At 43.5% G+C, this 12,807-nt stretch carries 14 protein-coding genes; 13 read left to right on the forward strand and 1 reads right to left on the reverse strand.

The window, feature by feature from the left end; genetic code table 11:
• The 3 genes from C6347_RS02900 to C6347_RS02910 all read left to right on the forward strand — a co-directional run bounded on the left by C6347_RS02900 (nucleotide 1) and on the right by C6347_RS02910 (nucleotide 1,744).
• On the forward strand, nucleotides 1-519 hold the full coding sequence (locus C6347_RS02900; RefSeq protein ID WP_060597361.1) for an acyltransferase: 519 nt from the start codon (nucleotides 1-3) through the stop codon (nucleotides 517-519).
• 69 nt (nucleotides 520-588) lie between these two features.
• Nucleotides 589-1,017 carry an Rrf2 family transcriptional regulator gene (locus tag C6347_RS02905; RefSeq protein ID WP_060597360.1) on the forward strand — a complete coding sequence of 143 codons (429 nt, stop codon included), beginning with the start codon at nucleotides 589-591 and terminating at the stop codon, nucleotides 1,015-1,017.
• A gap of 85 nt (nucleotides 1,018-1,102) precedes the next feature.
• Nucleotides 1,103-1,744, forward strand: coding sequence for an NAD(P)-dependent oxidoreductase (locus C6347_RS02910; RefSeq protein ID WP_066031704.1), 642 nt, complete (start codon nucleotides 1,103-1,105; stop codon nucleotides 1,742-1,744).
• Between the two features lie 224 nt (nucleotides 1,745-1,968).
• Here C6347_RS02910 and C6347_RS02915 read toward each other — a convergent pair whose 3' ends face one another.
• Nucleotides 1,969-2,763: a C39 family peptidase gene (locus C6347_RS02915; protein WP_060597358.1), complete on the reverse strand. Its 795-nt coding sequence runs from the start codon at nucleotides 2,761-2,763 to the stop codon at nucleotides 1,969-1,971.
• A 233-nt stretch (nucleotides 2,764-2,996) separates the two neighbouring features.
• On the opposite strand from C6347_RS02915, the gene C6347_RS02920 reads away from it, so the two are divergent.
• The 10 genes from C6347_RS02920 to C6347_RS02965 all read left to right on the forward strand — a co-directional run bounded on the left by C6347_RS02920 (nucleotide 2,997) and on the right by C6347_RS02965 (nucleotide 12,763).
• Nucleotides 2,997-4,172 (forward strand): ATP phosphoribosyltransferase regulatory subunit, encoded by a 1,176-nt coding sequence (locus C6347_RS02920; RefSeq protein ID WP_034660086.1) that lies wholly within the window; start codon nucleotides 2,997-2,999, stop codon nucleotides 4,170-4,172.
• Nucleotides 4,165-4,806: an ATP phosphoribosyltransferase gene (gene hisG / locus C6347_RS02925; RefSeq protein ID WP_003213329.1), complete on the forward strand. Its 642-nt coding sequence runs from the start codon at nucleotides 4,165-4,167 to the stop codon at nucleotides 4,804-4,806. The genes C6347_RS02920 and hisG overlap by 8 nt, the downstream gene beginning before the upstream one ends.
• Nucleotides 4,803-6,092, forward strand: a complete 1,290-nt coding sequence (hisD, locus tag C6347_RS02930; RefSeq protein WP_060597356.1) for a histidinol dehydrogenase — start codon at nucleotides 4,803-4,805, stop codon at nucleotides 6,090-6,092. Before hisG ends, hisD begins: the two co-directional genes overlap by 4 nt.
• Entirely contained in the window at nucleotides 6,089-6,673 is a 585-nt protein-coding gene (hisB, locus tag C6347_RS02935; protein ID WP_106036493.1) for an imidazoleglycerol-phosphate dehydratase HisB, read from the forward strand. The genes hisD and hisB overlap by 4 nt, the downstream gene beginning before the upstream one ends.
• Nucleotides 6,673-7,311 (forward strand): imidazole glycerol phosphate synthase subunit HisH, encoded by a 639-nt coding sequence (gene hisH / locus C6347_RS02940; protein ID WP_034660083.1) that lies wholly within the window; start codon nucleotides 6,673-6,675, stop codon nucleotides 7,309-7,311. The genes hisB and hisH overlap by 1 nt, the downstream gene beginning before the upstream one ends.
• On the forward strand, nucleotides 7,308-8,045 hold the full coding sequence (hisA, locus tag C6347_RS02945; protein ID WP_060597355.1) for a 1-(5-phosphoribosyl)-5-[(5-phosphoribosylamino)methylideneamino]imidazole-4-carboxamide isomerase: 738 nt from the start codon (nucleotides 7,308-7,310) through the stop codon (nucleotides 8,043-8,045). Before hisH ends, hisA begins: the two co-directional genes overlap by 4 nt.
• Nucleotides 8,042-8,800, forward strand: a complete 759-nt coding sequence (hisF, locus tag C6347_RS02950; RefSeq protein ID WP_060597354.1) for an imidazole glycerol phosphate synthase subunit HisF — start codon at nucleotides 8,042-8,044, stop codon at nucleotides 8,798-8,800. Before hisA ends, hisF begins: the two co-directional genes overlap by 4 nt.
• The gene (gene hisIE / locus C6347_RS02955) at nucleotides 8,797-9,426 is read left to right on the forward strand and encodes a bifunctional phosphoribosyl-AMP cyclohydrolase/phosphoribosyl-ATP diphosphatase HisIE (RefSeq protein WP_034660080.1); all 630 of its coding nucleotides are present in this window, start codon (nucleotides 8,797-8,799) and stop codon (nucleotides 9,424-9,426) included. The genes hisF and hisIE overlap by 4 nt, the downstream gene beginning before the upstream one ends.
• A 130-nt stretch (nucleotides 9,427-9,556) precedes the next feature.
• Nucleotides 9,557-11,017 (forward strand): tetratricopeptide repeat protein, encoded by a 1,461-nt coding sequence (locus C6347_RS02960; protein ID WP_106048192.1) that lies wholly within the window; start codon nucleotides 9,557-9,559, stop codon nucleotides 11,015-11,017.
• 363 nt (nucleotides 11,018-11,380) lie between these two features.
• Nucleotides 11,381-12,763, forward strand: a complete 1,383-nt coding sequence (locus tag C6347_RS02965; RefSeq protein WP_060597352.1) for a C40 family peptidase — start codon at nucleotides 11,381-11,383, stop codon at nucleotides 12,761-12,763.
• The last annotated feature ends 44 nt before the right edge of the window (nucleotides 12,764-12,807 follow it).

Genomic DNA, 12,807 nt, shown 5'->3' on the forward strand with positions numbered 1-12,807 from the left:
TTGAGAAAAACAGATCGTTATCCTGTAAAAGGGGTCAATTCGTTACGACAAGTCTATCGGACGGTTCCCTTTTTCAAAGTGGTGAAAAACTTTATTTTCATTCAAATAGCACGGTACACGCCTTTTATGGGAATGAAAAATTGGATATACCGAACCTTTCTTCGTATGAAGGTCGGCGAGGATACGGCGTTTGCCTTAATGGTCATGGTGGATCTCATGTTTCCTGAGAAAATCACGGTCGGTCGAAATAGTGTGATTGGCTATAACACGACCATCTTGTCCCATGAGTATTTGATTAAAGAATACAGACTTGGGGAAGTCTATATTGGTGATGAAGTCTTAATTGGAGCCAATTCAACCATTTTACCTGGTGTAACCATTGGGGATGGGGCGATCGTATCGGCTGGTACACTTGTTCATAAGGATGTTCCAGCGGGCTCATTTGTTGGAGGAAATCCAATGCGCATGATTTATACGAAAGAAGAAATGAAAGCACGTCAATCTACGTCTGCTGAGTAGCTCGGCAGACTTTTTTGTTGACAATATGTTATGGTGTAACTATAATGATTACAACAGAGGTGAGAAAACATGAAAATCAGCAGCAGATTCACTGTCGCTGTCCATATTCTGGCCTTGCTATCACTTGAAAAAGGATCATTACAGACATCGGAGGATATCGCGGGAAGTGTGAATACAAACCCAGTGGTCATCCGCCGCATTATGAGTAAATTAAAAAAAGCAGGCCTAATCTCAACGAGTCTTGGCAAAGGTGGTTCTCAGTTGAACCGCAGTGAAGACGACATCACGCTGCTTGATGTGTATAAAGCGGTTGAAGTCGTGGATGAGGGAGAGTTGTTTCAAATCCATGAAAGCCCAAATCCTGACTGTCCGATCGGTGCAAATATTCAGGCTGTGCTTGAGTTAATCTTGTGCCGCGCTCAAAGTGCGATGGAGCAAGTGCTTGCTGAGATCAAATTAAGTGAACTAACGCATTTGTTAATCAAAAAAATTGGATGATTATTCAATTTTTTTTACCTCTGTTGTAACTATAATTGTTACACCTTTATTTATTAAATAAAATCATTTTACAGGAGGAATTCATATGAAGATTGGTATTATTGGCGCTACAGGTAAAGCAGGACAGGAAATTGTAAAAGAGGCTCAATCTAGAGGACATGAAGTGACAGCCATCGTTCGAGATGCACAAAAGGTGACAGATTCATCCGTAGCTGTTATCGAGAAGGATGTGTTTCATTTACAAGCAGAAGACATCAAAGGCTTTGATGTCATCGTCAATGCATTTGGTGCACCTGCTGGACAAGAGCACCTTCACGTAGAGGCTGGGAAAAAGCTTATTGATATTTTGAAAGAGGTACCCGATACGCGTTTAATCGTTGTGGGCGGAGCAGGCAGTCTATTTGTTGATGAGGCTCAAACAACAAGACTTGTTGATACACCAGAATTTCCAAAGGAGTATGTGGCGACTGCTTCACAGCAAGGTGAAAACCTAAAAGATCTTCAACAGACCGAAGGATTAAAATGGACTTTCCTCAGCCCTGCTGCATTCTTTGACCCAGAAGGCAAACGCACAGGTTCTTATGTGAAAGGGAAAGACCAGCTGATTGTCAATTCTAAAGGTGACAGCTATGTGAGCTATGCCGACTACGCCATTGCCCTTGTCGATGAAATTGAGCAGGCTGCCCATGTTGGAGAACGTTTTACCGTTGTATCTGAAGCAGAATAAGTCGTTTCACTGCCTCTAAAAACGATGAGTGAGAAGTCTAACGATCAAGAATTATCTCTCATTTTTACTAAAAAAAGGTTGAATACTTCATTGTAGGCGGAGGAGTAATGACAGCTGCAAAGCTTGAAGACCGCCTGAAGGAAATACTAGAAAGATCATCATGAAAAAAACATCCTCTATACGGCTAGAGGATGTTTTTTCATGTTTTCAATGAGAAAGGTGTTCTACGCTTTAATGATAATCGCCTGCCGGCCCATCTGTTCCCAAGAATCCTCAAACTGATTGCGATCGACTTTTTGATTCTTTTCACCGTATGGGTTATTTAGGTAGACATGTTCCTTGTCATAGCCCGTGATGACCACGCTATGCATATTAAAGCTCACATCTATTTTGCCATTTGGTGTATTCCATGTTTCGATGTTATCTATTTTGTCGAAGGTGGATGTGGTAATCACCCAAACAGGATACCCTTTTTCAAGTGATTGATAGATGGCCTTTTTGACAGGTTTTCCACTTAAATCGACGACTTGAGCGCCCGCATATTTTTTCGCAAGCTGATAAATAGGTTCATGGTAAACACCAAGACCTGGTCCATTCTCCATATCGCCTACAAACCCGTCATGCGGGTCTCCTTTTAAGCCATTTTCATAATTCAGCGGAACACGTTTGATTTCATTTGCCAATGCGTCTTTTGTCACTTGCTCATAGCCGCTGTAATGAAGAAGCATCGCTAAGCTTGTGACTTCGCATCCATTATAAAGCTTTGGGGCATCCATTTGATTGTAGAGGATGACATCCATGGCTTTTTTGCTTCCTTTTAAAGAAGAATATGTGTTGTCTGTTTTTTTCGTTGATCGTGTTTCTTCAGCTGCGAGTGCCGTATCGTTTTCTTTTTCTTTGGCTGCTTCGTGTGGTGAAGCTGCCTTCTTGACTTGGTCGATTTGTGTCACGTATATAAAGCCGAAATAAACAAGGCATGCGCACAACAAAGTTAAGATTAATGTCTGGATGAACTTCACTGTAATCTCCTGTGTTATTCAATATTTTTAAGTATTATATCACGTTCTTTTATCAAACATGCAGAAAAGGGACAGGTGTCACTTGAATGTAATAATTCCACAAATTTTTCATGAAAATAGAGAGAAAATAAAAATGATTGATTTAATTACTTTATTTTGTTAGCATATTATCATATTAGCGAACTAAAGGATTCGGAATTTTTTGTTTTAATGTGTTGGAGGTGCAGAAGAGCATGTTTATGTTTGAGAAACCATATGGTATGCGGGATTCATTACCAGGGTTGTATGAGACGAAGAAAAAAGTGAGACATTCATTAACAGAGGTCATGAATGGCTGGGGTTATCGTTTGATGGAGACACCAACGCTTGAATTTTACGATACAGTCGGTGTTCAATCGGCGATTACAGATACACAGCTCTTTAAGCTTTTAGATCAGAACGGGCAAACCCTTGTACTCAGACCTGATATGACGGGACCTATTGCGAGAGTGGCGGCTTCAAAGCTTCATGAACAGGCGTATCCGCTTCGCGTTGGGTATGCGGCCAATGTGTTCCGGGCGCAGGAAAGAGAAGGCGGAAGGCCATCAGAATTTGAGCAGGTCGGAATTGAGTTGATTGGTGATGGGTCGATTAGTGCAGATGCTGAAGTGATCGCGCTTGTCGTATTTGCATTAAAAAATGCCGGGCTAAAGTCCTTCAAAATCGCGATCGGGCATGTCGCTTTAGCAGAGACGTTATTTGTAGATGTATTGGGAAATACAGAGCGTGCAAACGTCCTCCGCCGATTCTTATATGAAAAGAATTATGTAGGATACCGCCAGCATGTGAAGCAATTGCCACTCTCCTCCATCGATAAAACGAGGCTGTTACAGCTTTTAGAGTTAAGAGGCGGCCAGGAAGTCACAGAGCGGGCAAAGGAAATCGTCGTTTCACAAGAGGGAAAAGAGGTGCTCACACAGTTAAAATCGCTTTGGGAAACACTTGAAGATTACGGCTGTACAGAATATATCCGTTTAGATTTAAGCATGGTGAGTCATATGAGCTACTACACGGGCATTTTGTTTGAAGTATTTGCAGATCATGTTGGGTCAGTCATCGGAAGTGGCGGCAGATATGACCAATTGCTGGCTCATTTTGATGCACCTGCACCAGCTACAGGATTCGGACTTCGATTAGACCGTCTGCTTGAAGCGCTTGATGCAAAAGAAATCAATGAGCCGCAGGAGGCAGTGATTTTTAGTAAAGAACAACGGCTGGAGGCTTTTGCTTTTGCAGAAAAGGAGCGGTCAAAAGGGAAAAAGATCGTCCTGCAAGACTTAGCAGGGATTGAAAATATTGACGCGATGACCAAGGCATTTGAGCAGGTGACTTATTTTATCGGCGCTAGAAAGGGAGAGTCAAATGGGTAAAGTGTTGACGATGGCGATGCCAAAGGGCCGGATATTTGAAGAAGCAGCTGGGTTGTTAAGACAGGCGGGATATCAGCTGCCAGAGGAATTCGAGGATTCAAGAAAGTTAATCATTGATGTACCGGAAGAAAACCTCCGCTTTATTTTAGCGAAGCCAATGGATGTGACGACTTATGTAGAGCACGGTGTAGCAGATGTTGGCATTGCAGGGAAGGATGTTATGCTCGAAGAAGCTCGTGATGTGTACGAAGTGCTCGATTTAAACATCAGCAAATGCCATTTAGCGGTTGCCGGATTACCGGGAGCCAGCTGGGGCGGTGTCGCGCCGCGTGTGGCAACAAAGTACCCAAATGTCGCATCTTCCTATTTTAGAGAACAAGGGGAGCAGGTGGAGATCATTAAGCTGAATGGTTCAATTGAATTAGCACCGCTCATCGGACTCGCCGATCGTATTGTTGACATTGTCTCTACAGGTCAAACACTCAAGGAAAATGGACTTGTTGAAACGGAGCATATTTGTGATATTACGTCACGGTTTATTGTCAATCCTGTGAGCTATCGGATGAAGGATGCGGTGATCGATGAAATGGCGCAGCGCCTTGCAAGAATCATTGAAGGGGAGGAAACATCATGAACATCACCTATATACAAGAAGGTGAGACAGAGACACTCTCACTCAAGCGGACTTTAGATACAGGCACGGAAGAGCAGCGCCTGGCTGTTCAGCGCATTATACAAGAAGTGAGGTTAAATGGTGATCAAGCGGTACAATCTTTTACAAAGCAATTTGATGGAGTGCTGCTTGAAGATCCGCTTGTCACAGAGGAGGAAATGACAAAAGCCTCCGAACGCATGGACCCAGCCATGATTCAGGTGATCCAAACGGCTATCCGTCATATTCGCACATACCATGAGCGTCAGCTGACATCCTCTTGGTTTTATCACCAGCAGGATGGCTCGATGCTCGGACAAAAGGTGACACCGCTCGATGCAGTCGGTGTGTATGTCCCCGGCGGAACAGCTGCTTATCCATCATCTGTTTTAATGAATGTGATTCCGGCGCTTGTCGCTGGTGTTGAGCGAATTGTCCTTGTGACACCCCCAGGGAAAGATGGGCATCTTTCAGATGCTGTACTCGTTGCTGCAAAGGAGCTCGGTATTTCTGAGATGTATAAAATGGGCGGTGCGCAGGCGATTGCGGCACTTGCCTATGGAACAGAAAGCATCCAGTCTGTTGATAAAATCACAGGTCCAGGCAACATATATGTAGCCCTGGCAAAGCGGGAAGTATTTGGCCTAGTAGACATTGATATGATTGCCGGTCCAAGTGAAATTGCGGTTCTAGCAGACGATACGGCATCGGCACATGAGGTAGCGGCTGATTTACTTTCGCAGGCAGAACATGATGCGCTGGCATCTAGTGTTTTGGTGACACCGTCTAAGACACTTGCTGAAAACGTGCAGGCTGAGGTGCAAGCGCAGCTGGACACCTTGCCAAGAAAATCAATCGCCGCACAATCCATACAAAATCATGGCCGTATATACGTGACAGATTCCATGGATCGTGCAGTAGACGTCGTCAACCAGTTAGCGCCAGAGCATTTAGAAGTGCTGACAGCATATCCAGAATCACTTCTTGGTCAAATCAAGCATGCAGGGGCGATTTTTTTAGGGCGTTATAGCCCTGAGCCGGTGGGAGATTATTTTGCAGGACCAAATCACGTGCTGCCAACCAACGGAACAGCTAGATTCTCCAGCCCGCTTGGTGTGACTGATTTTCAAAAGAAAACGAGCATTATTTCATATAGTCAAGAAGCCTTTGAGACACACAGGGATAGCATTGCGGCTTTTGCCAGATTAGAAGGGCTCGAAGCGCATGCAAGGTCGATTGAATCGAGAAAGCGGGAGGAATCGTCATGAGACAGGCGGAAACAGCGAGACAAACAAATGAAACGAATATTTCGTTAGCGTTAGAGATTGATGGGGAAGGAAAAGCAGATATTCAAACAGATGTCCCTTTTATGACACACATGCTTGATTTATTTACGAAGCATGGACACTTTAATTTGACCGTCGATGCGAAAGGAGATACGGATGTTGATGATCACCACACAACAGAAGATATCGGCATCGTGCTTGGGCAAATGTTTAAGGAAGCGTTAGGTGATAAAAAGGGAATTAAGCGGTATGGCTCCAGCTTTGTTCCGATGGATGAAACGCTTGCCCAGGTCGTGGTCGACTTAAGCAATCGCCCTCATTTGGAAATGAGAGCGGCCTTTCCAAGTCAAAAGGTCGGTACCTTTGATACAGAGCTCGTGCATGAGTTTCTTTGGAAGTTTGCGCTAGAAGCTCGTATAAATCTTCATGTGATTGTTCACTACGGAACCAATACGCACCATATAATTGAAGCCATTTTTAAAGCGATGGCACGTGCCCTAGATGAGGCAACAACCATTGATCCACGTGTGAAAGGGATTCCTTCGACAAAGGGGATGCTCTAATGATCGGAGTCATTGATTACGGAATGGGAAATTTGTTCAGCGTATCAAAAGCACTGGAACGAGCAGGTGCCAGTTATATCGTCTCCTCTGATGTGGAGGAGCTCAAAAAGGCAGATGCTTATATTTTGCCTGGGGTCGGTTCGTTTCGTGATGCGATGCAGCTGTTAAAACAGACAGGACTTGAAGAGTTTATCCACCAAGTTGTGCAGGAAGGAAAGCTGCTATTTGGTATTTGTCTCGGGATGCAGCTGTTATTTGAAGAAAGTGAAGAGGCAGGACGTACGAAAGGTTTGGGGCTGTTAAAAGGGCGTGTCGTTCTTTTAAAGGATCGCGACCAGGATGGGCAAAGGCTGAAGGTGCCTCATATGGGGTGGAATGAGCTCACATTTCATCAGCCCTCCCCATTGTTTGATGGTGTACCGGAAGGATTTGCGTACTTTGTTCACTCTTATTATGTAAGTGATATGAATCCAAAAGAGCAATTAGCAAGTGCGGATTATGGCGTTCAAGTACCAGCAGTTGTCGGCAAGGGGAATGTGCTTGGCGCACAGTTTCACCCTGAAAAAAGCAGTACAACGGGAATGGCGCTGCTCAAACAATTTATTCAATTAGCAAACGAACAGAGGGTGAACAAATGAGTGAATTTACATTGTATCCAGCGATTGATATGAGAGATGGCAAATGTGTACGGCTTGTGCAAGGAGATTATGATCAAGAAACCATTTATGGAGATTCGCCGCTTGATATGGCTGCGCGGTTTGCAAATGAAGGAGCAAAGTGGATTCATCTCGTTGACCTAGATGGTGCGAAAGCAGGGAATCGCGTCAATCATGAGCATGTACTGGCGATTGCTTCATCCTTAGATGTGAATGTACAAATTGGCGGCGGCATTCGGACTGAAGAAGACGTTGCCTTTTATATAAACAATGGTGTAGCTAGAGTCATCCTTGGCAGCTCCGCTGTTTCTAATCCCGCCTTTGTGAAAAAAATGCTTGCGCAATATGGGGAGAAAATAGCGATTGGGATCGATGCGCGAAATGGCTTTGTATCGACTGAGGGGTGGCTTGAAACGTCGAAAGTGAAGGCGGAGGAACTCGGCAAAGAATTGGCAAAGGAAGGCGCGGAGGTCTTTATTTTCACGGATATTCAAATGGATGGCATGCTGTCTGGCCCCAATGTGGAAAGTACAGTTCGCTTAGCGGAAGCTACCGGCAAACAAGTCATTGCTTCAGGTGGTGTAAGCGCGCTAGCTGATCTTCAAAAGCTGTCAGCACAAAAACAGTCAGGTGTTTCTGGTGCGATCATTGGAAAGGCCCTTTACACGAAGCGGTTTACTTTAGCTGAAGCAATTGAAGGGCTTGACCGCGTATGATGACAAAACGAATCATTCCATGTCTCGATGTGAAGGAAGGGCGTGTGGTCAAAGGGGTGCAATTCCTCGGCTTAAAGGATGCTGGTGATCCGGTAGAATTAGCGCAGATGTATGATGAGGAAGGGGCGGATGAACTCGTCTTTCTTGATATTTCTGCCTCTCATGAAGGCCGGAAAACGATGGTGGATGTGGTCAAGCAAGTGGCGTCCACTCTTGCCATCCCTTTTACGGTAGGCGGCGGGATTAACCACCTTGATGACATGAAGCGCATATTAAGAGCGGGTGCAGACAAAGTATCTGTGAACACAGCGGCAGTTTTAAGACCAGAACTGATTTCAGAAGGCGCCGATTTCTTTGGTTCCCAGTGCATCGTCGTCGCAATAGATGCAAAGTACGATGAAGAGAAAAAAGAGTACATGGTCTACACACACGGAGGGCGCCGTCAAACGGATATAGAGGTCAGCGATTGGGCAAAAGAAGCCGTGCTGAGGGGAGCAGGAGAGATTTTACTGACAAGTATGGATGCCGACGGTGAGAAAACAGGCTTTGATCATCGATTAACAAAGCTTGTGTCAGAAGCCGTCACCGTGCCTGTCATTGCCTCGGGAGGCGCTGGCAATGCCCAGCATATGCTGGAGGCATTTACAAAAGGAGAAGCTGATGCAGCATTAGCAGCCTCCATTTTCCATTATAAAGAGACTTCAATTCAAGAAGTAAAAACATACTTGAGAGAACACGGGGTGAAGGTCAGATGAAACAGGCAAACGAATTATCCTTTAATGAGGCAGGCCTGATACCTGCAATTGTACAGGATGCTCAAAGTAAGGAAGTATTGACATTGGCGTATATGAATCAAGAATCCTATGAAAAAACACTGGAGACAGGGGAAACATGGTTTTACAGCCGGTCGAGAAACGAGCTTTGGCACAAAGGCGCCACATCTGGACATACTCAGCGAGTCACATCCATTCGATATGACTGTGACAAAGATGCTCTGCTTGTTCTTGTCACACCAAGTGGACCAGCCTGCCATACTGGCAGCTATAGCTGCTTTTCGGAAGAAGGCGTGAAGCTTCAAACGGAAGAGCAGGATCGTTTTGCGATTTTAAATGAACTTGAACAGGTGATTGCAAAACGTCAGACAGAAATGCCAGAAGGCGCTTATACAACCTATCTATTTGAAAAAGGGGTCGATAAAATCCTAAAAAAGGTAGGGGAAGAAGCGTCAGAGGTCATCATTGCAGCGAAAAACCGGGATCAAGAAGAATTGAAGTGGGAAACAGCCGATCTCCTGTATCATCTGCTTGTGTTATTACGTGAACAGCAATTGCCGCTTGATGAGGTATTAAAAGTATTAAAAAAGCGTCATCAAGGTGAGTGAAAAGCCGGGGGCACCTCTGGCTTTTTGTTTTTGAGTGAAAAACAAATCCTTCCTTTTCTTTTGTTCTATGTGACGACTCGTGAAGTATGTTATACTACACACGGTACACTGTTCGAAATGGAGGGTATCGGTGAGTAAATACACTTCTCAAAATAATCACACACAAGTCGTCCAGCTATTCCAAGATGGGCATTACTTTTTTCATAAAGGTCTAAAAGCTTATAGAGAAAGAAATCTATCTAAAGCGAGTAAGCTGATACAGCGGGCTATCGTACTTGAGCCTGAAAATGTAGAAATGCTATCACAGCTTGCCATTATTTATACTGAAATGGGTCATTACCAACAATCAAATGAACTGCTTGATTTCATACTTGAACATATCGATGAAAACATGTCTGAGTGTCACTATTTTAAAGCCAATAATTATGCGAATCTAGGACTCTTTCAAGAGGCATATAAGTCAGCTACTGCCTATGCTTCATTGGAAGAGAACGGGGAATTTGCAGATGAAAATGACGATCTCCTCGACCTGCTCGATATGAGCGACGAAGAGGACGAAGATTTTCCTTACGATCAGGATGACCTGATTGTCAAGCAGGATCAAGCGAATCACTTGCTAGAAAGCGGCAGGCTTGATGAAGCCATTGAAATGCTGGAACAGATGATTGTTGAGTATCCAGAATTTTGGTCAGCGTATAATAATCTCGCTTTGGCCTATTTTTATTCTGGTCAAATCCATCAGGCGAAAGAGATGTTGAACCGGGTTCTTCATGAAAATCCGGGTAATCTGCATGCCCTTTGCAACCAGCTTGTCTTCTATCATTATGAAAAAGAAGAAGAAAAGGTCAATACGTTAGCGAAGCAATTAACGCACGTGTATCCAATATTAAGTGAACAGCGTTATAAGCTTGGCGCAACATTTGCCCTAGTTGGAGAATTTGAATGGGCCTTTAAATGGCTTTATTCTTTGTACAAAACAGGCTTTCAGGGAGATAGTACATTTTTATACTGGCTCGCAAGCGCAGCTTATTATACAGGCCACAAAACGCTTGCACAAACGGTTTGGAATAAGATGGTCGAAGAAGATATCGATGCAGATGAAATCAAGCCGTGGCAGGATAAACCCGAGGAGACTGAGCCAATGGTCTCCATTGAGGAGCGGCTGACTGCGTACTATGTGAGCAAACAAAAAGGGGAACGTGACGTTCTTCAATCTGTCCTTGATGCACACGCAGCGAAAACAGCCTTCGAACAGCAATTCATCGAACTGCTCTTATACGAAGATGAAATGGAAGTGCGGTCGTTTTCAGAAGATGCGGTTTTCGCAAAACAGGCGGCATCCAGCTTGGAAGAAGCTGTTCAGCCTGACAGCCATATGCCTTATTTTTGGTTATTCCATATTATTCAGCAGGCACGTGCTTCTGGCGTAGATAAGAAAAATGCGCCTGCATGGGCAGCAGCATCTTATTATTTATGGATGCAGGAGCAAGAAGGATCAGTTGTGAGCAAAAAAGAGATTGCAGCCTCTTTTCAAATCAGCGTTCAAACACTGTCTAAATATGAACAAGTCATTTGTGCGTTAATTGATTAAATAGGTAAATAGATTCAGCAGATTGCAGCATGGCCGAAAAGGTCATGCTTTTTTCTTGGATAAAAAGGTGGGATTTGCAAGGATTTGGCGAAGTATGACAATCACGACATGTTTTTGAAACATAAATGTAATAAAAATATTAGCTCATTTTGTCGATGTCTCATGTATAATGAAAATCGTGGATTAAAACAAAGACATATATTTAGATATTTTACTATACATAATGAAACACCTAGTGATAGAAACAATCTGGTCAACATCTGACTGATCAATCAGGAAGAAAGACATAGATAGCACAGATTGGCCGCAGAGAATTTGCTGCTTTCTCATGTCGCTTGGAAATTGTCAAAGGAGGAACTATTCGTGAAAAAGTTTATTACTTTCGGTTTAGCTTCGGTCATCGGAGCGAGCAGTTTATTTATCCCATTTACTCATGAAGCAAACGCACAGAACTTTGAACAAAAGAAACAAGAGCTGGACAGCAAGCAATCTGAGGTCAACAAAAACCTTCAAAAGAAAAAAGATGAGCTTTCAAAACTTGAAGCAAAACAAGAGGCACTTGCACTAAAGCTAAAAGAAATTGACGAGAAAGCTTTAAAAACAAGTGATCAAATCGAAGAAAAACAAAAAGAAAATGAAAAAACAAAAAAAGAAATCAAAGCACTGAAACAAGAAATTGCTGATACTGAAAAACGTATTGAAGATAGAAACAAGTTCTTGAAAAAGCGTGTACGTGCGCTTCAAGAAAGCGGCGGTTCTACGAAATACATAGATGTATTACTAGGAGCGAAAAGCTTTAGCGATTTCATCAGCCGTGCAGGTGCAGTATCTACACTCATCAACGCAGACAGCGAAATCATTAAAGAGCAAGAAAAAGACAAAGCTGAGCTTCAAAAGTCTGAAAACGAATTAAACACAAAGCTTGAAGATGTTCAAAAGACACTTGCAAAGCTTGAAACGCTTCAAACAGACTTGAATAAACAGCTTGATGAAAAAGACAAGCTATTCAAGCAAGTGAAAAAGCAAAAGGGAAGTGCATCTTCTGAAATCAGCGAGTTAAACAGTGAGGCTAACAGCATTGCATCTGAAAAAGACGCAACAATCGCTGCTCAAAAACAAGCTGAAAAAGAAGCGAGAGAAGCAGCTCAAAAAGCAAAAGAAGAAAAAGCACAAAGACAACAGCAGCGTCAAGCGAGTGTTCAAGCGGAAGACAACAGCTCAACTAACGACAGCAGCCCGTCTTCAAATAACAGTAACAGTGGATCTTCAAATAATAATAACAACAGCAGTTCACCAAGCAAGAAGCCATCTTCTGGCGGTGGATCACCTGTCAGCAGTAACGTAGGCGGAATCGAAGGGGCAATCAGCACAGGTTCTACCATCGTTGGACAATCTCCGTATAAATGGGGCGGCGGCAGATCACAAGCCGATATTGATGCACGTCGTTTTGACTGTTCTTCATTCGTTCGCTGGGCATTCGCATCAGCAGGCATCAACCTTGGACCAGTTGGCGGTACAACAACAGATACGCTTGTAGGTAAAGGAAGAGCTGTAAGTGCATCTGACATGAAACGCGGAGACCTTGTGTTCTTTGATACGTATAAAGTAAATGGACACGTTGGTATTTACTTAGGAAACGGTACATTCTTGAACGATAACAGCTCTCGCGGTGTTTCAGTTGACTCTATGAGCAATGTTTACTGGAAAAAAGCATTCAATGGCGTTGTGAGAAGAGTCGTTGAATAAATCGTTACTTACTATATAACCGTAAACAGGCTTCCTTAAACAGC

Origin of the sequence: Bacillus sp. NMTD17 (assembly GCF_002998735.1) — a bacterium.
GTDB lineage: Bacteria > Bacillota > Bacilli > Bacillales > Bacillaceae > Bacillus.